This window comes from Enterobacter sp. SA197, from assembly GCF_054131575.1.
Genome location: NZ_CP096393.1, coordinates 2,915,984 through 2,942,342, shown reverse-complemented (window position 1 = coordinate 2,942,342; position 26,359 = coordinate 2,915,984). Strand labels below are relative to the sequence as shown.

Sequence of the window (26,359 nt, the reverse complement as noted above, 5' to 3'; positions counted from 1 at the left end):
TATGATGTCATCTTTAACCTCATCCGGCGCATCAAAGTCGCCATTTACCTTCGGGCGTATCTGGGACCAGTTCGGCATGCTGGTGGTCTTTGCAGTGCTGTTCCTTGGCTGCGCACTTTTTGTGCCTAATTTTGCCACCTTTATCAATATGAAAGGGCTGGGGCTCGCCATTTCCATGTCCGGCATGGTGGCCTGCGGCATGCTATTTTGCCTGGCTTCCGGCGATTTTGATCTGTCGGTCGCATCGGTCATCGCCTGTGCCGGCGTTACCACTGCCGTGGTCATCAACCTCAGTGAAAGCCTGTGGATTGGCGTCTTTGCAGGGCTGATGCTGGGTGTGGTCAGTGGTTTTATCAACGGCTTCGTGATTGCGCGCCTGAAAATCAACGCCCTGATAACCACCCTCGCAACAATGCAGATCGTGCGCGGGCTGGCCTATATCATCTCTGATGGTAAAGCGGTTGGTATTGAGGACGAGAGCTTCTTTACGCTGGGTTATGCAAACTGGTTAGGATTGCCCGCGCCCATCTGGCTGACCGTTGCCTGTCTCATCGTCTTTGGTTTCCTGTTAAACCGCACCACCTTTGGCCGTAATACGCTGGCGATTGGTGGTAACGAAGAGGCCGCCCGTCTGGCCGGTGTGCCGGTAGTACGCACCAAAATCATTATTTTCGTCCTCTCTGGTCTGGTTTCTGCGGCAGCCGGGATAATCCTCGCCTCGCGTATGACCAGTGGCCAGCCGATGACCTCAATCGGTTATGAGTTGATTGTCATTTCGGCATGCGTGCTGGGTGGGGTGTCGCTGAAAGGGGGCATTGGCAAAATTTCCTATGTTATTGCCGGGATCCTGATTCTGGGTACGGTAGAAAACGCCATGAACCTGCTCAACATCTCGCCATTTGCCCAGTATGTGGTGCGCGGTTTGATCCTGCTTGCCGCCGTCATCTTTGACCGTTACAAACAAAAAGCGAAACGTACCGTCTGATACGCCGCACAAGATCCTCAGCTTTATCTCAACCGGCCCATCTACCGTTAATTCGGTAGGTGGGTTCAGCATAAAATGGCGAGCGCCGTCACACTGTCTATACTTACATGGCTAATGATAATGAAAGGTTATTGATAAAAGCCTTTCGCTCACACTGTAAGGAGGAGTCCAGGGTGGCTGACACGTTATCCATACCGCCTGTAATTTCGGGTGATTTTGCCTTTTTTTTCGACCTCGATGGCACCCTCGCTGATATCCAACCGCATCCGGACCTGGTATTCATTCCATCCAGAGTTCTGGAGCAGCTTGCACTGCTTTCAGGCGCAAACAATGGGGCGCTGGCGTTGATTTCAGGGCGTTCAATGGCTGAGCTGGACCAGCTCGCTTCACCCCATCGTTTCCCGCTCGCCGGGGTGCATGGGGCCGAGCGCCGCGACATCAATGGTGAAACGCACCGGGTGTCATTGCCGCTCAGCGTGGTTCAGCCGCTTGAGCATGAACTGGCTACCAGACTGGCGGAACTGCCCGGTACCGAACTTGAAGCCAAAGGCATGGCGTTTGCGCTGCACTATCGCCAGGCACTGCACTATGAAGAAGAGATCCGCGCTCTGGCCATGAAGATGGTGGCGCGCTACCCCGAACTGTCGATGCAGCCCGGTAAATGCGTCATTGAGCTTAAGCCAGCCGCGATTGATAAAGGTGCGGCCATTGAAACATTTATGCAGGAAGCACCGTTTCAGGGGCGTACACCGGTTTTTATTGGCGATGACCTGACCGATGAGCATGGCTTTGACGTGGTGAATCGCCTCAAGGGTATTTCGGTCAAGGTGGGTGCAGGACGTACCCTGGCAGCCTACCGTATAGACGATGTAAAAGGTGTTCATCAGTGGCTAAAACGTATCACCGACCATCAATTAGAAGAAGAAAAGACGTTAATAAACAGGAGAGATGGCTATGAGTCGCTTAGTCGTAGTATCTAATCGTATTGCACCGCCCGATGATAAAAAAGCCAGCGCAGGCGGCCTGGCAGTAGGTATTCTCGGGGCGCTGAAAGCGACCGGAGGGTTATGGTTTGGCTGGAGCGGAGAAATTGGCGATGAGGACGCGCCGCTCAATGAGGTCTCGCGCGGGAACATCACCTGGGCCTCTTTTAACCTCAATGAAGAGAATTATGATCAGTACTACTCGCAGTTCTCAAATGCGGTACTGTGGCCTGCATTCCATTACCGTCTGGACCTGGTGAATTACCAGCGGGAAGCCTGGGATGGCTATCAGCGCGTCAACGCGCTGCTGGCGGATAAACTGCTGCCGTTACTTAAAGAGGACGATATCCTCTGGATCCACGACTACCATTTACTTCCTTTTGCACGTGAACTGCGAAGCAGAGGCGTGAATAACCAGATTGGTTTCTTCCTGCATATTCCGTTCCCGACGCCTGAAATCTTCAATGCGCTTCCGCCGCATGCTGAGTTACTGGAAGCGCTGTGTGATTATGACCTGCTCGGCTTCCAGACCGAGAATGACAGGCTGGCGTTTCTCGATTCCGTCTCCGCGCAGACCCGCGTTACCACGCGCAGCGGTAAAAGCCACACGGCATGGGGCAAAAGCTTCCGTACCGAGGTGTACCCGATTGGTATTGAGCCTGAAGAGATTGCTCAACAGGCCGCCGGTCCGATGCCACCCAAACTGGCGCAGCTAAAAGAAGAGCTTAAAAACGTCAAAAATATCTTCTCTGTTGAACGCCTTGATTACTCCAAAGGGCTGCCTGAGCGCTTTTTAGCCTATGAAGCGCTGCTGGAAAAGTATCCTCAGCATCACGGTAAAATTCGCTACACCCAGATAGCCCCGACGTCGCGCGGTGAAGTGCAGGCCTACCAGGACATTCGTCATCAGCTGGAAACGGAAGCAGGGCGCATTAACGGTAAATATGGTCAGTTGGGCTGGACGCCGCTCTACTACCTGAACCAGCATTTTGACCGCAAGGTCTTAATGAAAGTCTTCCGCTATGCCGAGGTCGGCCTTGTCACCCCGCTGCGTGATGGCATGAATCTGGTGGCGAAAGAGTATGTTGCTGCTCAGGATCCGGCGAACCCGGGGGTGCTGGTGTTGTCGCAGTTTGCAGGCGCAGCCAACGAGTTAACGTCAGCGCTGATTGTTAACCCTTACGATCGTGATGATGTGGCCGCCGCGCTGGACAGAGCACTCACCATGCCCCTGGCTGAACGTATATCGCGCCACGCTGAGATGCTGGAAGTGATCCTCAAAAATGACATCCATCACTGGCAGGCGAGGTTCATTGACGATTTAAAGGGAATAACGCCACGTAGTGAGCAAAGCTACCTGCAGAGCAACGTGGCGACCTTCCCGAAACTGGCCTAATGCCGTAGCTCCCGCAAAGGCGGGAGCTCAACTACTCATCCAGGGGGACGAGCAGGACATCCACACCGCTGCTGCCGACAATTGATTTTGCAGAGCAGGTCGCCCGCGAAAAGAACCCCTGATTATGATTGCCATAGATGACTAAATCGACACCCTGGGTACGGCAGGTATGACGAATGTGCTCGCTGAGTTCACCGGAGGCCATGATCGTTTGCCCGATAGGGTAGTCAGCACGTGAGACAAGTTCATTTACAAATTGTTGCGTTTCTTCCTTCAGCACGTCCCGCACATTTTCCATCATCGGCGCAACAAGGTGATTATACATTTCGGGATCGGCCATAAGGGTGATAAGGCTAAGACGCGCCTGAAACGGGCGTGCTATTGACACGGCTTTGGCGACCAGTCGATGGCTTTCAGGTGACACGGAAACCGCAACAAGAAGGTGCGAATAGCTCATCTCTTACTCCTGAAAAAGGACTCTCATACCAGCTTTACTCCGATTAAACCAACCGCGCAAGGCATGAAAATGGCAGTGATGTGAAGAACGTCATAAATATTCATTAATTATTCTTAATAAAACCTATGCCCAGTATTTGTGCAAATTAACAATTTTTAAACACTTAACCAAAATTTTCGGGATTTTAAGTTAATTAGTGAAATTATTAATCAACACGATTAACGATATTGAAATTATCGCCACCTGTAATTAATTAGCGGTGTTGATCGCATAATATCCTGTTTTTAATGGTTTTTTATTAACGTATCTTTTTTAGAAACATTTTAACGCTTTTGAATTTCTTTTAGGGGTAGACATCTGACCAGTTTTGTCAATTTATCAAGTTTTTTGCATGACTATTCGCACAAAAGGAATAGAAAAGAGCTTTGTTAGAACAAAAAATATTCAAATCAGAAGCCAGACTGATAGATTTATTGTAAGAAATAGCTTAAATTATGTGACACGCATCACATAATATTCAAATTTTGTGGCTGTCCAGATTGTATGTAAGAGCACCTACGAGTACAGTTGCGTCGAATTAGGAAAAATCTTAATTCTTTGTAAGAAATGATTAAGAGTGTGGCAAGACGCTAACATCCAAATCGACGTCTTTCCCGCCAATCCTAAGTTAGATATGCATTTTTAGCCTTTCTTTTTTATACCGGGTTTTTCCCGGCGACATCACGGGGTGCGGCTTGACCGCATAAGATACAAGTTGGTTATTCGGGATGGGAAAAATGCATACATCCGAGTTGCTGAAACACATTTATGACATCAATTTGTCATACTTGCTCCTTGCTCAGCGTTTGATCAGTCAAGACAAACCTTCAGCGATGTTTCGCTTAGGCGTCAATGAAGAAATGGCCAACACACTGGTCGAGTTAACACTTCCGCAAATGGTAAAACTGGCCGAAACCAATCAGGTCATCTGTCAGTTCCGTTTTGACAATCATCAAACCATCACTCGCCTGACTCAGGAGTCGCGGGTGGATGATTTGCAACAGATCCATACCGGCATCCTGCTGTCTACACGTTTGCTAAATGAATCCAGCCAAAGTGGCGATGCTGCAGCCCGGAAGAAAAGGGCATAACGATGAGCGAAAAAAGCATTGTTCAGGAAGCACGCGATATCCAGCTTGCAATGGAGCTGATTACGCTTGGTGCACGTTTACAGATGTTAGAGAGTGAGACCCAACTCAGCCGTGGTCGTCTCATTAAACTTTACAAAGAGTTACGTGGTAGCCCGCCACCAAAAGGCATGCTGCCCTTTTCCACCGACTGGTTTATGACGTGGGAGCAAAATATTCACGCTTCTATGTTCTGTAACGCCTGGCAGTATTTATTAAAAACCGGGTTGTGCAGTGGCGTAGACGCAGTAATTAAAGCCTATCGACTCTATCTTGAACAATGCCCTCAGCCTGAGGAAGGGCCGCTCCTGGCGCTGACTCGCGCCTGGACACTGGTCCGTTTTGTCGAAAGCGGAATGCTGGAGTTATCGCGCTGCAACTGCTGCAACGGTAATTTTATTACCCATGCACATCAGCCTGTAGGTAGCTTTGCGTGCAGTTTATGCCAACCGCCATCCAGAGCGGTAAAAAGACGTAAACTTTCCCGTGATGCTGCCGATATTATTCCACAACTGCTGGATGAACAGATCGCTCAGGCTGTTTAACCGAATCAGGTGTGAAGAACTCCAGCAGCGGTGAAGTTTACCGCTGCTTTTTTTTGCCTGACTTTTGGGAAAAACAAACCCAGTCATCTGTTTATCCTTGCCATAGTCATTAGCGGAAGGATGATGTCGTGCTTATCGTATTAGGTTACATAGTGGTTGTGGGTGCTGTCCTGGGCGGGTATATGATGACCGGCGGGCACCTTGGCGCACTTTATCAACCGTCGGAGCTTCTCATCATCGGCGGTGCGGGTGTTGGCGCATTTATCGTTGGTAACAACGGAAAAGCCATTAAGGGTACTATCAAAGCGTTGCCCATACTTTTCCGTCGTTCTAAATATACCAAAAGTACCTACATGGACTTGCTGGCACTGCTCTATCGCCTGATGGCGAAATCACGCCAGCAAGGGATGTTCTCCCTGGAAAGGGATATCGAAAACCCTAAAGAAAGCGAAATCTTCGCCAGCTACCCACGTATTCTCGCAGACAGTACGATGTTGGAATTTATCGTGGATTATCTGCGACTTATCATCAGCGGCAACATGAATACTTTTGAAATAGAAGCGCTGATGGACGAAGAGATCGAAACCCATGAAAGTGAAGCTGAGGTACCGGCCAATGCGCTGGCCGCAATCGGGGATTCTCTGCCCGCGTTCGGTATCGTTGCGGCGGTAATGGGCGTGGTACATACCCTCGCCTCAGCGGACCGCCCGGCAGCAGAGCTGGGGGCATTGATTGCCCATGCGATGGTGGGGACGTTCCTTGGCATTTTGCTGGCTTATGGCTTCGTCTCTCCACTCGCGAGCGTTCTGCGTCAGAAAAGTGCTGAGACCACCAAGATGATGCAATGCGTGAAAATCACGCTGTTGTCCAATCTTAACGGCTATGCGCCGCCGATCGCGGTTGAATTTGGGCGCAAGACGCTGTACTCCACCGAACGTCCAACGTTTGTCGAGCTGGATGAGCACGTGCGTGCGGTAAGAAACCCGAACCAACAGACAACGACTGAGGACGCATGAAAAATCAGTCCCATCCTATCGTCGTCGTAAGACGCAAAAAACATAAAGGACATGGCGGGGGATCCCATGGCTCATGGAAAATCGCCTATGCCGACTTTATGACGGCGATGATGGCCTTTTTCTTAATCATGTGGCTGATCTCGATCTCAAGCCCTAAGCAACTGATTCAGATTGCCGAATATTTCCGTACGCCATTGGCGACAGCGGTCACCGGGGGGCCGAGAATTTCGAACAGCGATAGCCCCATTCCCGGTGGTGGCGATGACTACACACAGCAACATGGTGAAGTAAAAAAACAGCCGAACATTGAAGATCTCAGAAAGCGCATGGAGCAAAACCGGCTGAGTAAGTTACGCGGTGAGCTGGATCAACTGATTGAAGCCGATCCTAAACTGCGCGCACTGCGGCCGCATCTGAAAATCGATCTTGTTCAGGAAGGGTTACGTATTCAGATTATCGACAGCCAGAATCGACCGATGTTTAAAACCGGGAGTGCGGATGTTGAACCTTATATGCGTGACATACTGCGGTCCATTGCACCGGTACTCAATGAAATACCGAACAAAATTAGCATTTCCGGACACACCGATGACTATCCCTACGCCAACGGTGAGAAAGGATACAGCAACTGGGAACTCTCAGCCGATCGTGCAAACGCATCGCGACGTGAGCTGGTTGTTGGGGGACTTGACGATGGGAAAATGCTTCGGGTGATCGGCATGGCGGCGACGATGCGACTCGCTGCCCGCGGAGCAAACGAAGCTATCAACCGGCGTATCAGCCTTTTGGTGCTAAACAAACAAGCAGAAGAAGCCATTCTGCACGAAAACGCCGAAAGCCAGAATGTGCCACTAAGCGTCATTAGACAGCCGGAGGCAGCGGCGGCGTCAGAGCCATCGTCTGCACCTGCGGCAGCCGTTACCACATCGCCACAACCCGACTCGAGGTGATAGCGTGAGCATGGATATTAGCGATTTTTATCAGACATTCTTTGATGAAGCTGACGAGTTGTTAGCGGATATGGAGCAGCACCTGTTGGATTTGGTGCCTGAAGCGCCGGATTCCGAACAGCTCAACGCCATCTTTCGTGCAGCCCACTCCATAAAAGGAGGTGCAGGTACGTTTGGCTTCACCATTTTGCAGGAAACCACGCACCTGATGGAAAACCTGCTTGATGAAGCTCGCCGCGGAGAGATGCAGCTCAATACCGACATTATCAACCTGTTTTTGGAAACCAAAGATATTATGCAGGAACAGCTCGACGCCTATAAAAGCTCCACCGAGCCCGATGCAGCCAGCTTTGAATATATCTGTAACGCGCTGCGTCAGTTAGCGCTGGAAGCCAAAGGTGAAGCTGCACCTGGCGCGACCAGTGGAGCGAAATTATCCGTGGTCGACACGGCGCCCGTTGACGCGGTGGCAACACCCGCTGCGGCTGAAAAAGAGGGGAAACTGCGCATCGTTCTGTCGGGCCTTAAAGAGGGTGAAGTCAATTTACTCGAAGAAGAGCTCGGCAACCTGGCCACCTTAAGCGACGTGGTGAAAGGCAAAGACACCCTCACTGCGACGCTTGATGGCGGTGTAGGGCAGGACGATATTATCGCCGTTCTTTGCTTTGTCATTGAGCCGGATCAGATTGCTTTTGAAACGTCAGCGCCTGCCGCCCCTGCCGTGGCCGTAGAAGAAACGGTGGACGTTGCGCCGGTGGCTGCCGTTGAGGCTGCGCCGACCGTTACGCAACCCCCGGCGCTGAAGGCCGTTCCGAAGGAACAACCTGCCGGTCGCGCAGAGAAACCAGCGCGCGCCAGCGAATCCACCAGTATCCGTGTTGCCGTTGAAAAAGTGGATCAACTGATTAACCTCGTCGGTGAGCTGGTCATTACCCAGTCCATGCTGGCGCAACGGTCAAATGAGCTGGATCCGGTTAATCATGGCGATCTCATTACCAGCATGACTCAGCTTCAGCGTAACGCGCGCGATCTGCAGGAATCGGTGATGTCCATCCGTATGATGCCGATGGAATATGTGTTCAGCCGCTTCCCGCGTCTGGTCCGCGACCTTGCCAGCAAGCTGGATAAACAGGTCGAGCTGACGCTTCAGGGCAGTTCTACCGAACTTGATAAGAGTCTTATCGAACGCATTATCGATCCGTTAACGCACCTTGTGCGTAACAGCCTCGACCACGGTATCGAAACCCCGGAAAAACGCGTTGCTGCGGGTAAATCACCGGTGGGTAATCTGATTCTTTCGGCGGAACATCAGGGCGGGAACATCTGTATTGAAGTGACCGATGACGGGGCTGGCCTGAACCGCGAACGTATCCTTGCGAAAGCGCTTTCTCAGGGGATGGCGGTAAGCGAAAACATGTCCGATGAAGACGTGGGAATGCTTATCTTCGCTCCGGGTTTCTCGACGGCAGAGCAGGTAACAGACGTATCGGGTCGTGGGGTAGGGATGGACGTGGTCAAGCGTAACATCCAGGAAATGGGCGGCCACGTTGAAATCAAATCAAAACAGGGGCAAGGCACCACTATCCGTATTCTGCTGCCGCTGACGCTTGCCATCCTTGACGGCATGTCGGTGAAAGTGAGTGACGAAGTGTTTATCCTCCCGCTGAATGCCGTAATGGAATCACTGCAACCCCGTGATGAAGACCTCCATCCGCTGGCGGGCGGAGAGCGCGTGCTGGAAGTGCGTGGTGAGTACCTGCCGTTGGTAGAGTTGTGGAAAGTATTCGATGTAACGGGTGCGAAAACTGAAGCCACACAGGGGATTGTAGTGATCCTGCAAAGCGCAGGTCGTCGCTACGCGCTGCTGGTGGATCAGTTAATCGGCCAGCATCAGGTAGTAGTGAAAAACCTTGAAAGCAATTACCGTAAGGTGCCGGGGATTTCTGCAGCGACCATCCTGGGTGATGGCAGCGTTGCGCTGATTGTCGATGTCTCGGCACTGCAGGGATTAAACCGCGAACAACGTATGGCGCACACAGCCGCCTGATTGAGTAAGAAGGTAAAAACATGACCGGTATGAGTAATGTAACAAAACTGGCGGGCGAGCCATCAGGTCAGGAATTCCTGGTATTTACCCTGGGCGATGAAGAGTACGGTATCGATATTCTCAAAGTTCAGGAAATTCGGGGATATGATCAGGTCACCCGCATTGCCAATACACCTGACTTTATCAAAGGCGTGACTAACCTGCGTGGTGTGATTGTGCCGATTGTCGATCTGCGCGTGAAGTTCAGCCAGACCGAAGTCGAGTATAACGACAACACCGTGGTTATCGTGCTGAACTTTGGTCAGCGTGTGGTCGGCATCGTCGTGGATGGCGTCTCCGACGTACTATCACTGGCTTCGGACCAGATTCGTCCGGCACCAGAGTTCGCCGTCACGCTGTCAACGGAATACCTGACGGGACTGGGTGCGCTGGGTGACCGTATGTTGATTCTGGTAAATATCGAGAAGCTGTTGAACAGCGATGAAATGGCACTTCTGGATATTGCAACGACGCAGGTCGCGTAATGCATAATGCTCTTCCGCCCCAGGCGGAAGAGCATTTCATCCTCTCTCCTGCCACGACGCTGTGCGTCATCTCTCTTTGGTTCGCCTGTCATATTGAAGTGGTTTTATAGTTAAGCGAATGTAAATCACATTTTAATACTGCTTAACTTATTATATTATTCTTCTCAATGATGGCAGACGTAAATACCTGCTCCTGTTTCAGTTCCGCAATAGCAACTGCAATGACCGACAACGGGAAACACATTTACGCCAGTCACATAGTGATCTCTCTGGTTAAGCGCATGCTTTAACCAGCCGCGATGGAAATGCTAATTTTTTCAGTTTGTTAAATGGTTATAAATAACTTACGCCATTTCCGGAGCGGTAGAATGAAGAAATATTTACTCCTGTCAACACTTCTGGCCGCCTTACCGGTGCCGTTAACCTTTGCCGCCGTCAGCAGCGGAACCATTGGAGTAAGTCTGACGCTTACCAATGGATGCCTGATTAATGGCACGTCGAATCAGAACGGGATTAATTTCGGTAGCCTTAATTTCGGTGACAGCCCAACGTCGTTTTCCCAACTCTCAACCCAGCTTGCCGGAAGCGGAAAGGCGGCAAATGCCATCGGCGTGCAGTGCACGACCGACAGTTATGCCGTTGTTATTACGGGTAATACCAACACCGTGCCGCCAGCCACGACAATTGGGGTACCGGGCGGTACAGCACGTTATTTGATGAGCGCGACCAACAGAACGCAGGGCGTGGCCTACCGACTTTATAGCGACGGTAATTTCAGTTCTGAAGTTGGCAACAACATGCCTTTGCCCCGTGCATCAACGGCGGATGGCGTCGATTATTACACCTTATACGGACGTATTCTCGCCGAGGGAAATAACGCTGCCGTCATCCCTGGTATATATACCGATACCCTCAATGTAAGCGTAATTTATTGACGGGCTTTGGGTAATACCTTTGCCGCTAAAGCATGACAAGCGAAACATTATTTTACTTGCAAAAAGCGGGCTTTATTTACAAAAAAATAATGTGCTTTTTTATTTAAGAAAATAGAATCTCGCCTGACGTTATTAACGCTGCAGGAAATCACCCACTATCATAATGATTTTTAAACACTGACGCCCTGGTTTGTCTCTGCATGGCAACAAAGTAAGTCATTTTGGCAAGATCTAATTTATTTTCTGACTGTTCCTTTGCCCTAATATTATCTCCTTATTTTGGGTTGATAGGGGGCGTTAATGAAGCATAGGCTTTTGTTACTCGCATTTCTGTACGTTTCTATGAGTGCTCATGCGCTAAATGTAAACTGCTCAGGCGGTTCGCCACTTGAGAATGTCGTGTTGCCAGTTCAGAGTCAGTCTATCACGGCCGGTGGAGAAGGTGATGTTTCTGGATACACCAAACTCGCGACCTGGACCTACTTTCGTTGGTCAGGAACGGGTGCCCAGTGCAACATAAATGGCAACCTGCAAATGCAGACCGTAACATACATAGAGCCATACAATAATAAACAACCCCTTTCTTATTCAGGTATATGGATATTCCCTACCTCCGTCAATGGCGTGGGTATTTCGTTTAAAACAGGATTATCGTCACCCGGATACCAGACCGGAACGAAAGATAGCCCCGCCATCATTCACCCCGGCGGCGCAACCAGTTATTATCACTGGACAAGCCTTAGTGATAACCCTCTGGCGGCTGAAATTACACTCTGGAAAATTCCGGCCTCGGGAGGGGGAAGTGAAATTCCACTCAGTGGTGCATTACAGTTTACTGGCCCCACACTTTATGAGGTGGTGAATGTCCCGCCTGGCAATAGTCTGACAGCACCCGACAACGGTACTTCTGCTTATTCAAATAGTTGGGTTATGCAGTCAAAAGCAGTCAGTGGTGCGCTTACGGTCTACCCTGGCACCTGTAACTTTGCCCTTAAAAAGGTGGACATGGGTAAACATGATGCGGGCGTGTCGGTCTCTGACTGGAAGGACGCCACCTTTACCCTGCAGTGCCCTAAAGCCTGGGGCTATAACCCGGTCTATTCTCTTAATTCGAGCAATGCGATCAGCGGAACCTCTGCTAACACGCCAAATAAGGGTCTTGTCCTGACCGTCCTACCCAGAACCAGCGAGGTCGGCACCAACAGTGGCGTTATTGCGCTGGACAGTGGCAGTACGGCAACAGGCTTTGGTATTCAGCTCGCCTGGGGAGCGACCTCCCAGTCAACAGGCTTAACGCCGGGAAGTCCGGTAACATTTAATCAACCCGTCAAGCCGGGTGTTATTGCAGCCACGGGCTATACGACAAAAACTTACTCCAGCAGCAGTACGCCCACGACTGAGACCATTAAAATGGCTGCCCGCTACATTCGCACCACGGGAACGGTCTCGGCAGGGACGGCAAATTCTTCGATAGAGATTGTGGCAAGTTATAATTAAGTTACTTCACGCCCGAAAATTTTTGTTCGGGCGAAACCGTAAATAGTTTTTAATAACCAGCGGTTACGGTTGATATTTTTATGCGTACTGTTTCGATTAAATATTTACTATATAAAATGTTCTGTTTTTTTACAAAAAAGGAGTTCTCCGCCAGGAAGGTAAAACTTATAATTTTCTCGTTTTAACACTTCCGTAAAACATGGTGATTTTATTAATATTTCAGATGGTTAATATCAATGTGTTGTGTCGCTGAACGCATGGTTTGAGGTGGTAATCCATCTTATAATTTATTTTCTGACTGTTCCTGTGCCTTTTATTATCCCCCTCGATAGTTCGCGCGAGGGGGAAAAGATGCGGCCATTTATAGCATTACTATTTTTAGCAAGTTTGTGTGGTTCCAGGGTTTATGCAATAAACATACAGTGCTCCGGTGGCTCTCCTCTTGAGAGCTTTACGATGCCTGTGCAAAACCTGCCAATAACCAGTGGTGGTGAAGGCAACACCGCGGGCTGGTCTAAACTCGCGACATGGTCATTTTTTCGCTGGAGTGGTAATGCCCAGTGCGATATGAGCTCTGCCTACAGCGTGAACACTGTCGGGTACGTCGTGCCCTATAATGGCAAACAACCTACGATGTATAACGGTGTATGGATATTTCCTACCTCAGAAGCGAGCGTGGGTATCTCATTTAAAGTTGCAATGGGCAATGCGGCAACACCCACCAGTTCTATCGGTACTTCCGCAAACCCTACCGTTCTCAATGCGGGGGGGATGGGAACCCAGTATCGCTGGACGAGTCTTTCATATAACGCGTTAAGCGTGGAAGCTACGCTCTGGAAGATACCGCCCTCAAACGGCGGGAGTGAATTACCGATAAATGGTCTGGTAACCTTTACCGGACCGACAATGAATGTAATCCTGGATATTCCGCCCGGGAATACCATGCTCCCGCCACCGCCAAATAATGGCTATGATCCCGCTTACCCAACGAGCTGGTTCATCATGTCCAAACAGTTTAATGGTTCATTAACCGCTTACCCTGGCACCTGTAACTTTGCCCTTAAAAAGGTGGACATGGGTAAACATGATGTGGGCGTGTCGGTCTCTGACTGGAAGGACGCCACCTTTACCCTGCAGTGCCCTAAAGCCTGGGGCTATAACCCGGTCTATTCTCTCAATTCGAGCAATGCGATCAGCGGAATCACTGCTAACACGCCAAATAAAGGCCTTGTCCTGACCGTCCTACCCAGAACCAGCGAGGTCGGCACCAACAGTGGCGTTATTGCGCTGGACAGTGGCAGTACGGCAACAGGCTTTGGTATTCAGCTCGCCTGGGGAGCGACCTCCCAGTCAACAGGCTTAACGCCGGGAAGTCCGGTAACATTTAATCAACCCGTCAAGCCGGGTGATATTGCAGCCACGGGCTATACGACAAAAACTTACTCCAGCAGCAGTACGCCCACGACTGAGACCATTAAAATGGCTGCCCGCTACATTCGCACCACGGGAACGGTCTCGGCAGGGACGGCGAATTCTTCGATAGAGATTGTGGCAAGTTATAATTAACCGCTGCCAATACCCTTTCTTCACCGGGAGCTGAAGCACTACTCAGAGCGTATGATCCGCGTCAGCCTCCCGGTAAATTAATTGCACTATTCTCAGTTAATCGCAATTTAAAATATATGATGTGACCGTCAATAAGCATTAATGATGACATGACTGAGGGATAAAAAATAATTAATTTAAGTGACACTACGACTTAATGAATTCAGGCTACTTCCTTTTTATTACAGAGGTGATTTAATGTGATAAAGGTCACATGGTTTGAGATATATCTTTTGCATGGACGCACATGTGGTTTTTAAATGGTGCTAATACATTGATTGATATGATTTTTAAATTCAGTCGTGCCGCATCGCTTTCTATTCCCGCGCAGTGGTTGTTCTCCCGTTATTCAACTAAATTTTGTTATTGCTGCTGGTAAATTGCGTGTTCGCCGCTTGAAAGTATTTTTTAAAATAAACACGCGTCATTTCGGAGGTTCAGAATGCAAAGAATACGCTTTGTTATGATGGTAGGGATGGTTGCGCTCTCGGTAAATAATGCCAGCGCTGTCACCAGCTCAGGCACCATTGGCGCGACCCTAACGCTTTCTAATGGTTGCCTGATAAATGGCTCTCCTTCTCAATCGGGCATTAACTTCGGTACTTTGAACTTCGGTGAGCATCCCGCTACCTTCAGCGAATTAACAACGCAATTATCGGCGACGGGTGCAGGAGGGAGCACCTTTACCATTCAGTGCACCACCACAAGTTACACGGTGCAGATTATTGGCAATACCAACTCGGCCACCCCAGGGTCGACGGTGGGCACACCGGGCGCGACGCCACGTTACCTGCGCACGGCGGCAAATACCCAGGGCGTGGCCTATAGCGTCTACAGCGACAGCGCATTCAGTAATGAAATTGGCAATAACACCAATATTCCACGTACCTCAACCGCTAACGGCATTGACTCCTACACGCTGTACGGCCGTATTCAGGGGGGCGGAAACAGCGTAACGGTCCTTCCTGGTACCTACACCGATACCCTGAATGTGAACGTGACGTACTGATAACACCACAATGTGGGTGAAAGGTAAGAGTGCTTCTTGCGTGAGAAGCCACAGATTGCTGCACCTTTTTTTCGGGCTGGTCATATGCATGACGGTAAGGCCGGAGAATGCAGTCGCCCTGACGATTTCACAGCAGACATTTACTGTGGGGGCAACCATCACCCCAGGGTGTTCCGTTACCAGCGGCGCGGGCGGCGTGCTGGGTAGCCTGAACTTTGGCACCCATACCGGGGCTGAAAGCGGACGAGTAAGCACCAGTTTTGTACCAAATGCGGCGTTGTCTCTCGCCTGTACGCCGGGAGTGGCGCTCAGCATGACAATTGATAATGGCGTCAATTACGCTTCGGTCCGCAATTTACAACGCGCGGGGGGAACACAGCGTGTGCCCTACAGGCTTTACACCAGCAGTTCACTGGCAGCCAACTCGGAAATCACAACACAGCCCGTCGCGATTAGCTATACCGATGCCAACGCGATTGCGCTCAGCATCTTTGGCGCTGCGCAGCTTACCGCATTAACGCCTGCGGGAACCTATACAGATCAACTGACCGTGACCTTGTCATGGTAATAAGGGAGAAGGGATATGAGCGTCACCTCGGGCGCCGCACGTGCGGCTGGATGGTTACTGGTGGCGTCGCTGAGTATCGCGACAGGAGAGGCAAAGGCGGCGGCCACAATCTTGCTCTGGCCCATTGATCCCTGGCTTGGCGCAGAGACCAAAGCCACGGAATTGTGGATCCAGAACCAGGGCGACAGCCCGGCAACCATGCAGGTGCGCATTGTGCGCTGGCAGCAGATTGCGGGCAACGAACGTTACGAACAGCAAACCGATGTAGTGGCCAGTCCGCCGATAGTAACCATTCAGAAGGGATCGAAGCAGCTTATCCGCCTGATTAAACAGACCCAGGTTCCGGCGGGTGTTGAACAGGCGTATCGGATTATTGTTGACGAAATCCCTCAGCCAGTTAACGCCACCACGCCGCAGATTGGCATCAAGTTGCAGATGCGCTATTCGATCCCGCTCTTTGTTTATGGTCAGGGCATTACCACTTACCCGGACAGCGCCAGTCATGCACTGGTTGAAGCTGGGGATTTGAGCTGGCAGGTGGTTAGGGATAACGGTAGGCCTGCGCTTGAGGTACGCAACAGCGGCAAGGTTCACGTCCGCCTGACGGACGTTACAGGGCGGCAGGGGGGACAATTACGCCCGGTTGCCGAGGGGCTTCTGGGCTACGTTCTGCCCGGCGGCACGCGCACCTGGCCGCTTCCGGCTAATTTGCCAGCCCCGGTTGAGCTGAAAGCAAAAATCAATGCGCGGGATAGTGAATGGCAGTCCTCCGCCAGGTAATTATCCCGGCGATGCTCCTGCTGGTTCATGCAGTCTCTGTACAGGCGCAGGAAGGGGATGACGCACTGCCACCGCCTCCCGATGCCCAGGCGATAAATGAAGACGCCGTTTTTCATTTAAACCTGGTGCTGAACCATTACGATACACAGCAGGTCGTCCCGGTAACGCGCAGAGCGGGGGCGTATTTTGTTGCCAGCGCCGACCTGCAACGCGCAGGGATCCCGGCTGAACATCTGCCACAGGGGGAGGTCAATGTGTCGGCGTTAGCGAACGTCCGTACCGACTACGACAGTGCAGGGCAGCGGCTATTGCTCTTTATGCCTCGTGAATGGTTGCCTGAACGCTTTACCGCGTTTAATGGTGAACAGGAGCGGAGCGAGCTGTTTTATGGCCGTGGTTCCCTGCTGAACTACGACTTCTACACCAGCAATACCGAACAGATCGGTGGTCAGGCCTCGTTGTGGCATGAATACCGCTTTTTTGCAGGCAATGCTTCGCTTTCGACCACCGGTACCTGGATTTCCCGTCTGTCGGGTGACGCTGCACAACAGGAGGGGTACACGCGTTACGACACCTCGCTGTTATTTACCAACGAAGATAATGCCACGCAAATCAGCGTGGGGGACGTTATCTCAGATGCCCTGAGCTGGAGCAGCAGCGTGCGCGTGGGCGGCATAAGCTACGGCCGTGATTTTTCCTTACGCCCTGATTTAGTTACCTGGCCGATTCCGTCGTTTTCCGGGGAGGCTGCGGTGCCAACCTCGGTGGATGTGTTCATTAACGGCTACCGCGCCGGTTCAAGACAGCTTGAGCCCGGCCCCTTTACCCTGACGAATCTCCCCTACATTAACGGGGCAGGCAATGCCGTTCTGGTCACCACGGATGCGCTCGGCAGGCAGGTGAGTACCACCATGCCTTTTTATGTCGCAAGCGATCTGCTCAAAGCCGGGCTTCACGACGGTGCGCTGACCGTAGGCAGCCTGCGCCGCAACTACGGTCTTGATAATTTTGATTACGGCCCGCTGGTGGGGAGCGGCTCTTACCGCTATGGACTGACCGACTACCTGACGCTTGAAGCACATGGTGAAGGTGCCCAGGAGCTGGCGCTGGGCGGGGCCGGTGCGGTCATCAAAGCAGGGCGTCTTGGGGTAGTGAACACCGCCTGGACAGAAAGCCGGATGCGTGAAGAAAGTGGTAGCCAGTTCAACTGGGGCTATCAGTACAGTACCAGCGCCTTTAGTATTGCCACCCAGCATATCCGGCGCGATCGTGGGTTTGGCAACCTGGCGCTCTATGACCAGAACTATTACTACGCCAGCGCCACCAACAGAAGCGCCCAGCCCGTCGCCAGTCTCAGTCGCAATACTGACCAGTATTCACTCTCTTTTACTCTCGGTGACTATGGCACAGTCGGTGCCGCCTGGATCGGGGTGCAAAGCTTTGACAACAGCAAAACTGAACTGCTCAACCTCTCCTGGAGCAAGAGTCTCTGGGGCGCCAGTAGCCTTTATGTTTCCGGCAGCCATGATAAGCAGCGTGGGGACTGGACGATGGCGATGGCGATTCAGATCCCACTGGGTGAACGAGATAACGCCACCTTCAGCCTCGAAAAAACGCCCGATTATGGCAATGCGCAGCGTGTGAATTACAGCCATTCGATGCCATCCGACGGGGGACTGAGCTGGAACCTGTCGCTAGGTCGCCAGAGTGAAGGTGATAGCTACCAGCAGGGGACGCTCGGCTGGCGTAACAACAATGTGGAGATGCAAGGGGGCTTGTATGGCTACACCGGCATGCGTACCTGGTGGGGAGAGGTGATGGGATCGCTGGTTATGATGGACAATGAGCTGCTGGCCGCCAATAGAATCAATGATGCGTTTGTGGTGGTCAGTACCGGGGGACAGCCTGATATTCCGGTCAATTACGAGAATCAGCCCGTGGGCAAAACCAACAAAAATGGGTATCTGCTGATAAGCGGCGTGTCGTCCTATTATCCGGCAACCTACAGCATTAACACCCTGAATTTACCCGCAGATACCAGCATCGCCCAGACCGAACGCCGTGTGGCCTTACGTCGTCACACGGGGTATCTGGTTGAGTTCCCGATGGAGCAGGAGCGGGTGGCAAACGTTATTTTGCATGATGAGCAGGGTGACCCTGTACCGGTGACAAGCCAGGTCAGTCGGGAAGGGAAGCCAACGGCGGTCGTGGGCTACGATGGCATTGCGTGGATTGAAAATCTGGAGGAGTCCAGCGTGCTTAACGTCAGGCTGCCGGACGGTTCGCGCTGTGTCGCCCGCTTTACGCTCGACCCGAACCCGGAGCATAAATTACAAACCTACGGACCCCTGACCTGCAGGAGGAGCAACTGATGCGCAAGGTATTCCTCACCCTGGTATTGCTGCTCATCAGCATTCCACACGCCAGGTCCGCCTGTCGGGCTAACTTTTCTAATGCCAGCCCGTCGCTGGGAACCCAGGTCAGCTCCTTTGTGCTCAATACCAACGAGCAGACGACAACCCTCAACTTACTTCTCGATTGCGACAGCACCTTAACCCTGCTCACTAATGATTCCGTGACCTTAACCGCCATCTCGCCGACGCCGTTTGTTGGCGATCGGGCCGTCATGAGACGCACGGATGCCACCGCCTCGACCGACGCCATCGCCTTTAGATTATGCGGTCTTAATACCTGCAGCGCCGCCAGTGAGATATCGCGAATTAAGGGGTATACCTGGACCGGCGGCGTGCTACTGACGTTGCTTGGCTCAAAACGTTACACCTTACCCCTCTTTTTACGCACGGTGACCGGGCAGACCGTGTCGGCAGGGACTTACCAGGGTGTGATGACGTTAAATCTTTATTACAGTATCTGCGCCGAAGGGGTGATTGGTTGCGCCACTAATCAGGTGGGTAATCTCCCCCTGACGCTCACGGTCAACATGACCGTCGCCAATGACTGCACGACCATTACCGCTCCGGCGGTTGCCTTCGGGAGCGCGCCAGTGGCAAAAAGTTTCCCGACCATCTCGCAGTCGGTAGGGGTCACCTGCACCAAAGATTATGCCTACACGGTCGGCATCAACAATGGCCTGAACGCCAGCGGTAACGTGCGCAGAATGGCGAGCGGGGCGACCAACCGTCTGAGCTATGAAATTTATAAAGGCAGCACCACATCGCGCTGGGGATCGACTGGCTCTGAGCGCTGGGCCAGCGCAATCTCATCGGCGGTCAGCAGCGATGGCACACTGCGCACCTTTAACTATACGGCGCAGGTCCTGCCGAACCAGATAACCCCGCCCGGAGGCGTCTACAGCGACACGCTGACCATCGATATCGGCCTTTAATCCCTCATCTCCGGGGCAGGCGAAGATAACCTGTCCTGGAGATAATGCAGCCTATATGTAATTCCTTTTCGCAAATGTAAAGTTCCGTTGGCCTTTGCCGATAACCTCGATAACAAGTTTTCGGGAAGGTGTCATATGTTGAACCGTATTCGCGTTGTCACAATGCTGATGAGTGTGCTGGTTGTCTTTGCGCTGCTCCAGTTGCTCTCTGGCGGCCTTTTTTTCTCGTCGCTTAAACAAAATCAGCAAAGCTTTGCGGTCTCCAACGATCTCAGGGAGCAGCAGACTGAACTCGGTAAAACATGGGAGCTGATGCTGCAGACGCGTATCAACCTCAGCCGTTCATCCGCACGCATGATGATGGATGCGAATAATCAGCAGAGCAGTGCCAAAACCGACCTTCTCAACAGCGCGAAAAGCAGTCTTGCTGAAGCCGGCAAACACTACGACCGCTTCCGCGCTTTGCCGGTGGTCGCTGAAATGGATCAGGCCCGTCAGACGCTTGATGAAAAGTACAAAACCTATGCTGCCGGCCTCACCGAACTGGTGCAGTTCCTGGAAAACGGCAACATGGACGGGTATTTCGCCCAGCCGACTCAGGGTATGCAAAATGGCCTCGGTGAAGCCTTAAAGAATTATGCAACGCTCAGTGAATCCCTCTACCACCAGGCTTATGACGAAAGCGTAAGCGATTACCAGTTTGCAAAATGGCAGATGGCTGCGCTGGCGCTGGCGTTAGTTGTGGTGCTGATTCTGGTCTGGGAGGGCATTCGCCGCATTCTGCTGGCTCCGTTAAGTGCCGTAATCAGGCACATCCGTGAAATTGCAGGCGGCAATCTGGCGCATAACCTGGTGGTGGAAGGGCGCAGCGAAATTACCGATCTTGCTCACAGCGTGGATCATATGCAGCGTTCGCTCATTGACACTGTCACCAGCGTTCGTGCCGGTTCTGATGCCATCCACGCCGGGACCAGCGAAATTGCCGCCGGCAATAACGACCTCTCATCCCGCACGGAAGAGCAGGCGTCAGCCTTGGAAGAGACTGCCGCCAGCATGGAAGAGCTGACAGCGACGGTGAAACAGAACGCCGAAAACGCCCGTCAGGCCTCGCTGCTGGCGAAAAGCGCCTCGGATACCGCCGGGCACGGCGGAAAAGTGGTTGATGGCGTGGTAAAAACCATGCACGACATCGCCGCCAGCTCGCAGAAAATTTCTGACATCACCAGCGTCATCGATGGTATCGCCTTCCAGACCAATATCCTGGCGCTTAATGCCGCGGTAGAAGCGGCCCGCGCCGGTGAGCAGGGACGGGGCTTTGCCGTGGTCGCCGGTGAGGTGCGAAATCTCGCCAGCCGCAGTGCTCAGGCCGCAAAAGAGATTAAAGCCTTAATTGAGGACTCCGTCTCCCGCGTGAATACCGGTTCGGAACTGGTGGAAAGCGCCGGGGAGACCATGAACGATATCGTCAGTGCGGTGACCCGCGTGAACGACATTATGGGTGAGATTGCGTCGGCGTCTGATGAACAGAGCCGGGGCATCGATCAGGTTGCGCTGGCGGTGTCTGAAATGGACCGCGTCACGCAACAGAACGCGTCACTGGTGCAACAATCTGCAGCTGCCGCTGCAGCATTAGAAGAACAAGCCAGCCGCCTGACCAGGACGGTCTCCGCTTTCAGACTCTCTACTGTACCCGGAACCCCGGCTCAGCGTTCGCTTAATCCGGCAGCTGTTAACGTTCCGACAGGTGCCAGACCACGCCAGCTCTCAACCGGACAAGATGATAATTGGGAAACCTTTTAATGGATAATCACGGCGGTCGGATGCCGCCTGATGGGAGCGTGGATGTTAAACCGTATTCGTATCTCGACAACACTTTTTCTGATTTTGATTATTTGTGGCGTTTTGCAGGTTGGGAGTAACGGGCTATCGTTTTGGGCGTTTCGTGAAAGTACTGGCCATCTGGAAGAACTCGAAAAAAGTAACCAGCAGCGCAGTACCCTGATGATGACGCGCTCACTGTTGTTGCAGGCGAGTACGGCACTGAACAAAGCCGGAACCCTGACCGCGCTGGCCTACCCACCGGAGGAGGTTAAGGGTCTGATGGCGCAGGCCAAAGGCTTTCTTTCGCAGGCGGACGCAACACTGCAGGCATTCCTTGCCATTCCGGTATTAACCGAAGATGGCAAAACCCTGCAGGCGGTCACAAAAGTGGCCTACAGCGCCTGGCATGGCGATCTGGAGCACCAGGCGACCTGGCTTGAGAATAACCAGCTGTCAGATTTTATGACCGCGCCGGTGCAACAATCGCAGGAGGCATTTGATAAGAATTTTGCTGCCTGGCAGACGCATATCGACAGCTTTGTGCGGACAGCGAAAGCGGACGGACAGAATAATTACCAGCGCTCCGCCGTGATTTTTGTGGTGGTGGTGATTCTGGCCGCGCTGCTGACCTCCGGCGCACTGTTCTGGTCACGCAAAATGATCGTGCAGCCGCTGGCAATCATCAGCAGCCACTTTGACAGCATTTCGCAGGGGAATCTGGCGCGTCCGATTGCGGTATTTGGTAAAAATGAAATTTCCGCCATTTTTGCCAGCCTGAAAAAAATGCAGTCGTCGTTGCGCACGACGGTAACCGACGTCCGGCACGGCAGCTATGCAATGCATACCGGTATTTCGGAAATCGCTGCGGGGAATAATGACCTGTCGGCACGCACCGAACAGCAGGCCGCTTCGCTCGCACAAACTGCGGCAAGCATGGAAGAGTTAACGGCGACCGTCGGTCAGAATGCCGACAACGCCCGTCAGGCGTCAGGCCTGGCACAGGGGGCTGCCGAGACAGCACGTAAAGGCGGGCAACAGGCGGCTAATGTGGCAAACACCATGCACGAGATTGCCACCAGCTCGCAAAAAATTGGCGACATCATCAGCGTGATTGATGGTATCGCCTTCCAGACAAACATTCTGGCACTCAACGCTGCAGTGGAAGCGGCGCGTGCCGGTGAGCAGGGCCGCGGCTTCGCCGTGGTGGCCGGTGAGGTGCGTAACCTTGCCAGCCGAAGCGCACAGGCGGCAAAAGAAATAAAAGGGTTGATAGAAGACTCGGTCTCGCGTGTGCAGCAAGGGTCAGCGTTGGTGGATACCTCCGCGCAAACCATGATGGAAATTGTCCGTTCGGTCACGCAGGTGAACGACATCATGGGCGACATTGCTTCAGCATCGGATGAACAACGCCGTGGCATTGAGCAAGTCGCGCTGGCCGTCAGTCAGATGGATCAGGTCACACAGCAGAACGCATCGTTAGTTGAAGAAGCGGCTGCAGCGACCGATCAACTCGCCCACCAGGCGGATCATCTGACCTCGCTGGTTGCAGTATTTAAAGTTGAAAACCATGTTTCAGCACCCGAAGTGGCACCGCCTGAGGGCGTGCCTGTTGCATCATAAACCAGGTGAGAACGCGCCATGACAACATCGCTGCCCAGTGGGCAATCGTCATCCATATTGCAACAGATGACCCAGCGCCTCGCGCTGTCTGACGCGCATTTTCGTCGAATCTGTCAATTGATTTATCAGCGAGCCGGGATTGTGCTCGCCGATCACAAAAGGGACATGGTTTACAACCGTCTGGTGCGCCGTTTGCGCACGCTTGGGCTGGACGATTTTGGTCGCTACCTGAGTATGCTTGAAGCGAACCAGAACAGTGCCGAGTGGCAGGCGTTTATTAACTCCCTGACCACCAACCTCACCGCCTTTTTCCGGGAAGCGCACCACTTCCCGGTACTGGCAGAACATGCGCGCAAGCGCAGCGGTGAGTACCGTATCTGGAGTGCGGCAGCCTCTACGGGCGAAGAGCCTTATTCGCTTGCCATCACCCTTGCGGACGCACTAGGCATGGCACCAGGTCGCTTTAAGGTCATCGCCAGCGACATCGACACGGAAGTGCTGGAAAAAGCGCGCAGCGGTATTTATCGCCAGGATGAGCTGAAAACCCTGTCGCCTCAGCAGCTACAGCGTTATTTCATGCGCGGAACCGGGCCGCATTCCGGTTTAGTACGTGTACGCCAGGAGCTGGCAAATTACGTGGAGTTTATGCCGCTGAACCTGCTCGATAAACAGTACAACGTCCCCGGGCCGTTCGATGCGATATTTTGTCGTAATGTTATGATTTACTTTGATAAAACGACGCAGCAGGACATACTGCACCGTTTCGCACCAATGCTTAAGCCTGACGGATTACTCTTTGCCGGGCATTCGGAGAATTTCAGCAACCTCGTGCGTGAGTTTAGCCTGCGTGGCCAAACCGTTTATGCGCTGAGTAAGGAAAAAGCATGAGTAAAATCAGGGTAATGTCTGTTGATGATTCGGCACTGATGCGTCAAATCATGACCGAAATTATCAACAGTCATAGCGATATGGAAATGGTCGCTACGGCACCGGATCCGTTAGTTGCCCGGGATTTAATAAAAAAATATAACCCCGACGTGCTGACGCTGGACGTGGAAATGCCCCGCATGGATGGGCTGGATTTCCTCGAAAAGCTGATGCGCCTGCGGCCCATGCCGGTGGTGATGGTTTCTTCCTTGACCGGTAAGGGTTCTGAAGTCACATTACGTGCGCTGGAACTGGGAGCCATCGATTTTGTGACCAAACCGCAGCTGGGCATTCGTGAAGGAATGCTGGCCTACAGCGAGATGATTGCTGAAAAGGTACGCACGGCTTCTCGTGCCCGCCTGGCCGCGCATCATCCAACGGCCGCACCAGTGGCATTGATGAAGTCGGGGCCGCTGTTAAGTTCGGAAAAACTGCTGGCAATTGGGGCTTCAACCGGAGGAACAGAGGCAATTCGTCATGTACTCCAGCCATTGCCCCTCTCAAGTCCGGGTATTCTGATTACACAGCACATGCCGCCGGGCTTTACCCGCTCGTTTGCTGAACGTCTGAATAAGTTGTGTCAGATAAGCGTGAAAGAGGCGGAAGACGGTGAGCGTGTACTGCCAGGGCATGCGTATATTGCCCCGGGAGATAAACATATGGAGCTTGCGCGAAGCGGCGCGAACTACCAGATAAAAATCCACGACGGTCCGCCGGTAAATCGGCATCGTCCAGCCGTGGACGTTCTATTTCATTCGGTCGCCAAGCATGCAGGGCGTAACGCCGTTGGCGTTATCCTCACAGGGATGGGCAATGATGGGGCGGCAGGAATGTTAGCGATGCATCAGGCGGGGGCCTGGACCATCGCGCAAAATGAAGCAAGTTGTGTGGTGTTCGGCATGCCGCGCGAAGCCATCAATATGGGTGGCGTGAGCGAAGTGGTCGATCTCAGTCAGGTTAGCCAGCAGATGCTGGCGAAAATCAGTGCCGGACAGGCAATACGTATTTAACGAGGAGTGAAGTTTTATGGCGGATAAAGAGCTCAAATTTCTGGTTGTTGACGATTTTTCCACGATGCGTCGTATCGTGCGCAACCTGTTAAAAGAGCTGGGGTTCAACAACGTTGAGGAAGCCGAAGACGGCGTTGACGCGCTGAATAAACTTCAGGCCGGCGGCTTTGGCTTTGTGATCTCTGACTGGAACATGCCGAACATGGATGGCCTTGAGTTGCTTAAAACCATCCGCGCGTCAGGTAACATGGCGACATTACCGGTACTGATGGTAACGGCAGAAGCCAAGAAAGAGAACATTATCGCAGCGGCACAGGCTGGTGCGAGTGGCTATGTAGTGAAACCGTTCACTGCTGCAACCCTGGAAGAGAAACTCGGTAAGATCTTCGAGAAACTCGGCATGTGAGGACTGGACGATGATTCAACCTTCTATTAAACCTGTGGAAGAGCATTCACCTACCGACATCATTGCCCGGATCGGTAGCCTGACCCGTATGCTGCGTGACAGCCTGCGTGAGTTAGGCCTCGATCAGGCGATTGCGGAGGCGGCAGAAGCGATTCCCGATGCCCGCGATCGTCTTGATTACGTGGTGCAGATGACAGCGCAGGCCGCCGAGCGTGCGCTCAATAGCGTAGAAGCTTCCCAGCCTCATCAGGATGCGCTGGAAAAAGGGGCCAAAACGCTTTCTAAACGGTGGGATGAGTGGTTTGAAAATCCGATCGAACTGAGTGACGCGCGTGAACTGGTGACCGATACCCGCAAATATCTGGGTGACGTACCGGGCCATACCAGCTTCACTAACGCCCAGTTGCTGGACATCATGATGGCGCAGGATTTCCAGGATCTGACCGGTCAGGTTATCAAGCGTATGATGGACGTGATTCAGGAGATTGAGCGTCAGCTGCTGATGGTGCTGCTGGAGAACATGCCCGATCCTTCCTCACGTCCGAAACGTGAAAACGAAGGCCTGCTCAATGGTCCGCAGCTTGACGCCACCAAAGCCGGTGTGGTGGCAAGCCAGGATCAGGTCGACGACCTGCTGGACAGCCTCGGTTTCTGATAAACCTAGAGCGTGCCTGATGGCGTTTCACTTGCCCGGTCTACAGCCCTGTAGGCCGGGTAAGGCGCTTGCGTCTGACTGGCATAACGCATGCTATTGCACATTCAGACA

The 26,359-nt window shown here is 52.5% G+C and carries 24 protein-coding genes; 23 read left to right on the top strand and 1 reads right to left on the bottom strand.

Annotation, left to right across the window (positions count from 1 at the left end; translation table 11 throughout):
• The first annotated feature begins 4 nt into the window (after positions 1-4).
• The 3 genes from araH (at position 5) to otsA (ending at position 3,364) form a co-directional block, all read left to right on the top strand.
• Entirely contained in the window at positions 5-985 is a 981-nt protein-coding gene (gene araH, locus M1D91_RS13730; RefSeq protein WP_437434026.1) for an L-arabinose ABC transporter permease AraH, read from the top strand.
• 173 nt (positions 986-1,158) lie between these two features.
• The gene (otsB, locus tag M1D91_RS13725) at positions 1,159-1,965 is read left to right on the top strand and encodes a trehalose-phosphatase (RefSeq protein WP_437434012.1); all 807 of its coding nucleotides are present in this window, start codon (positions 1,159-1,161) and stop codon (positions 1,963-1,965) included.
• Positions 1,940-3,364: an alpha,alpha-trehalose-phosphate synthase gene (otsA, locus tag M1D91_RS13720; RefSeq protein WP_437434013.1), complete on the top strand. Its 1,425-nt coding sequence runs from the start codon at positions 1,940-1,942 to the stop codon at positions 3,362-3,364. The genes otsB and otsA overlap by 26 nt, the downstream gene beginning before the upstream one ends.
• A gap of 31 nt (positions 3,365-3,395) precedes the next feature.
• On the opposite strand, the gene uspC is transcribed toward otsA, so the two are convergent.
• The gene (gene uspC, locus M1D91_RS13715; RefSeq protein WP_437434014.1) at positions 3,396-3,821 is read right to left on the bottom strand and encodes a universal stress protein UspC; all 426 of its coding nucleotides are present in this window, start codon (positions 3,819-3,821) and stop codon (positions 3,396-3,398) included.
• A gap of 776 nt (positions 3,822-4,597) precedes the next feature.
• On the opposite strand from uspC, the gene flhD reads away from it, so the two are divergent.
• The 20 genes from flhD to cheZ all read left to right on the top strand — a co-directional run bounded on the left by flhD (position 4,598) and on the right by cheZ (position 26,248).
• A complete protein-coding gene (gene flhD, locus M1D91_RS13710) occupies positions 4,598-4,951 on the top strand; it encodes a flagellar transcriptional regulator FlhD (RefSeq protein ID WP_437434015.1) in 354 nt (117 codons plus the stop codon).
• A 2-nt stretch (positions 4,952-4,953) separates the two neighbouring features.
• Entirely contained in the window at positions 4,954-5,532 is a 579-nt protein-coding gene (flhC, locus tag M1D91_RS13705; RefSeq protein WP_437434016.1) for a flagellar transcriptional regulator FlhC, read from the top strand.
• A 128-nt stretch (positions 5,533-5,660) separates the two neighbouring features.
• A complete protein-coding gene (gene motA / locus M1D91_RS13700) occupies positions 5,661-6,548 on the top strand; it encodes a flagellar motor stator protein MotA (protein ID WP_437434017.1) in 888 nt (295 codons plus the stop codon).
• Positions 6,545-7,498, top strand: coding sequence for a flagellar motor protein MotB (motB, locus tag M1D91_RS13695; RefSeq protein ID WP_437434018.1), 954 nt, complete (start codon positions 6,545-6,547; stop codon positions 7,496-7,498). The genes motA and motB overlap by 4 nt, the downstream gene beginning before the upstream one ends.
• 4 nt (positions 7,499-7,502) lie before the next feature.
• A complete protein-coding gene (gene cheA, locus M1D91_RS13690; protein ID WP_437434019.1) occupies positions 7,503-9,545 on the top strand; it encodes a chemotaxis protein CheA in 2,043 nt (680 codons plus the stop codon).
• Between the two features lie 20 nt (positions 9,546-9,565).
• Positions 9,566-10,069 (top strand): chemotaxis protein CheW, encoded by a 504-nt coding sequence (gene cheW / locus M1D91_RS13685; RefSeq protein ID WP_437434020.1) that lies wholly within the window; start codon positions 9,566-9,568, stop codon positions 10,067-10,069.
• A gap of 368 nt (positions 10,070-10,437) precedes the next feature.
• Positions 10,438-11,004, top strand: a complete 567-nt coding sequence (locus M1D91_RS13680) for a spore coat protein U domain-containing protein (protein ID WP_437434021.1) — start codon at positions 10,438-10,440, stop codon at positions 11,002-11,004.
• A 300-nt stretch (positions 11,005-11,304) separates the two neighbouring features.
• The gene (locus tag M1D91_RS13675) at positions 11,305-12,501 is read left to right on the top strand and encodes a fimbrial protein (RefSeq protein WP_457975806.1); all 1,197 of its coding nucleotides are present in this window, start codon (positions 11,305-11,307) and stop codon (positions 12,499-12,501) included.
• A 456-nt stretch (positions 12,502-12,957) separates the two neighbouring features.
• Complete coding sequence (locus M1D91_RS13670; protein ID WP_457975805.1) at positions 12,958-14,067, top strand: fimbrial protein; 1,110 nt, start codon at positions 12,958-12,960, stop codon at positions 14,065-14,067.
• Between the two features lie 481 nt (positions 14,068-14,548).
• Complete coding sequence (locus M1D91_RS13665) at positions 14,549-15,115, top strand: Csu type fimbrial protein (protein WP_437431660.1); 567 nt, start codon at positions 14,549-14,551, stop codon at positions 15,113-15,115.
• Positions 15,116-15,203: 88 nt separating this feature from the next.
• Complete coding sequence (locus tag M1D91_RS13660; protein ID WP_437431659.1) at positions 15,204-15,683, top strand: Csu type fimbrial protein; 480 nt, start codon at positions 15,204-15,206, stop codon at positions 15,681-15,683.
• A 15-nt stretch (positions 15,684-15,698) separates the two neighbouring features.
• Entirely contained in the window at positions 15,699-16,463 is a 765-nt protein-coding gene (locus tag M1D91_RS13655) for a fimbrial biogenesis chaperone (RefSeq protein ID WP_437431658.1), read from the top strand.
• The gene (locus tag M1D91_RS13650) at positions 16,442-18,835 is read left to right on the top strand and encodes a fimbria/pilus outer membrane usher protein (protein WP_437431657.1); all 2,394 of its coding nucleotides are present in this window, start codon (positions 16,442-16,444) and stop codon (positions 18,833-18,835) included. The genes M1D91_RS13655 and M1D91_RS13650 overlap by 22 nt, the downstream gene beginning before the upstream one ends.
• Positions 18,835-19,809: a Csu type fimbrial protein gene (locus M1D91_RS13645; RefSeq protein ID WP_437431656.1), complete on the top strand. Its 975-nt coding sequence runs from the start codon at positions 18,835-18,837 to the stop codon at positions 19,807-19,809. The genes M1D91_RS13650 and M1D91_RS13645 overlap by 1 nt, the downstream gene beginning before the upstream one ends.
• A gap of 135 nt (positions 19,810-19,944) precedes the next feature.
• Positions 19,945-21,609, top strand: coding sequence for a methyl-accepting chemotaxis protein II (tar, locus tag M1D91_RS13640; RefSeq protein WP_437431655.1), 1,665 nt, complete (start codon positions 19,945-19,947; stop codon positions 21,607-21,609).
• Between the two features lie 42 nt (positions 21,610-21,651).
• Entirely contained in the window at positions 21,652-23,250 is a 1,599-nt protein-coding gene (tap, locus tag M1D91_RS13635; RefSeq protein WP_437431654.1) for a methyl-accepting chemotaxis protein IV, read from the top strand.
• An 18-nt stretch (positions 23,251-23,268) separates the two neighbouring features.
• On the top strand, positions 23,269-24,138 hold the full coding sequence (cheR, locus tag M1D91_RS13630) for a protein-glutamate O-methyltransferase CheR (RefSeq protein ID WP_437431653.1): 870 nt from the start codon (positions 23,269-23,271) through the stop codon (positions 24,136-24,138).
• Complete coding sequence (locus M1D91_RS13625) at positions 24,135-25,187, top strand: protein-glutamate methylesterase/protein-glutamine glutaminase (RefSeq protein WP_437431652.1); 1,053 nt, start codon at positions 24,135-24,137, stop codon at positions 25,185-25,187. The genes cheR and M1D91_RS13625 overlap by 4 nt, the downstream gene beginning before the upstream one ends.
• A 16-nt stretch (positions 25,188-25,203) precedes the next feature.
• A complete protein-coding gene (gene cheY, locus M1D91_RS13620) occupies positions 25,204-25,593 on the top strand; it encodes a chemotaxis response regulator CheY (RefSeq protein ID WP_437431651.1) in 390 nt (129 codons plus the stop codon).
• 10 nt (positions 25,594-25,603) lie between these two features.
• Entirely contained in the window at positions 25,604-26,248 is a 645-nt protein-coding gene (cheZ, locus tag M1D91_RS13615; protein WP_437431650.1) for a protein phosphatase CheZ, read from the top strand.
• Positions 26,249-26,359 lie beyond the last annotated feature (111 nt).

Coding starts and splice junctions, on each gene's coding strand:
- araH (WP_437434026.1), top strand. CDS start 5: ATGTCATCTTTAACCTCATCCGGCGCATCAAAGTCGCCATTTACCTTC.
- otsA (WP_437434013.1), top strand. CDS start 1,940: ATGAGTCGCTTAGTCGTAGTATCTAATCGTATTGCACCGCCCGATGAT.
- uspC (WP_437434014.1), bottom strand. CDS start 3,821: ATGAGCTATTCGCACCTTCTTGTTGCGGTTTCCGTGTCACCTGAAAGC.
- flhD (WP_437434015.1), top strand. CDS start 4,598: ATGCATACATCCGAGTTGCTGAAACACATTTATGACATCAATTTGTCA.
- flhC (WP_437434016.1), top strand. CDS start 4,954: ATGAGCGAAAAAAGCATTGTTCAGGAAGCACGCGATATCCAGCTTGCA.
- motB (WP_437434018.1), top strand. CDS start 6,545: ATGAAAAATCAGTCCCATCCTATCGTCGTCGTAAGACGCAAAAAACAT.
- cheW (WP_437434020.1), top strand. CDS start 9,566: ATGACCGGTATGAGTAATGTAACAAAACTGGCGGGCGAGCCATCAGGT.
- M1D91_RS13680 (WP_437434021.1), top strand. CDS start 10,438: ATGAAGAAATATTTACTCCTGTCAACACTTCTGGCCGCCTTACCGGTG.
- M1D91_RS13675 (WP_457975806.1), top strand. CDS start 11,305: ATGAAGCATAGGCTTTTGTTACTCGCATTTCTGTACGTTTCTATGAGT.
- M1D91_RS13670 (WP_457975805.1), top strand. CDS start 12,958: ATGCCTGTGCAAAACCTGCCAATAACCAGTGGTGGTGAAGGCAACACC.
- M1D91_RS13665 (WP_437431660.1), top strand. CDS start 14,549: ATGCAAAGAATACGCTTTGTTATGATGGTAGGGATGGTTGCGCTCTCG.
- M1D91_RS13660 (WP_437431659.1), top strand. CDS start 15,204: ATGACGGTAAGGCCGGAGAATGCAGTCGCCCTGACGATTTCACAGCAG.
- M1D91_RS13655 (WP_437431658.1), top strand. CDS start 15,699: ATGAGCGTCACCTCGGGCGCCGCACGTGCGGCTGGATGGTTACTGGTG.
- M1D91_RS13650 (WP_437431657.1), top strand. CDS start 16,442: ATGGCAGTCCTCCGCCAGGTAATTATCCCGGCGATGCTCCTGCTGGTT.
- M1D91_RS13645 (WP_437431656.1), top strand. CDS start 18,835: ATGCGCAAGGTATTCCTCACCCTGGTATTGCTGCTCATCAGCATTCCA.
- tar (WP_437431655.1), top strand. CDS start 19,945: ATGTTGAACCGTATTCGCGTTGTCACAATGCTGATGAGTGTGCTGGTT.
- tap (WP_437431654.1), top strand. CDS start 21,652: ATGTTAAACCGTATTCGTATCTCGACAACACTTTTTCTGATTTTGATT.
- cheR (WP_437431653.1), top strand. CDS start 23,269: ATGACAACATCGCTGCCCAGTGGGCAATCGTCATCCATATTGCAACAG.
- M1D91_RS13625 (WP_437431652.1), top strand. CDS start 24,135: ATGAGTAAAATCAGGGTAATGTCTGTTGATGATTCGGCACTGATGCGT.
- cheY (WP_437431651.1), top strand. CDS start 25,204: ATGGCGGATAAAGAGCTCAAATTTCTGGTTGTTGACGATTTTTCCACG.
- cheZ (WP_437431650.1), top strand. CDS start 25,604: ATGATTCAACCTTCTATTAAACCTGTGGAAGAGCATTCACCTACCGAC.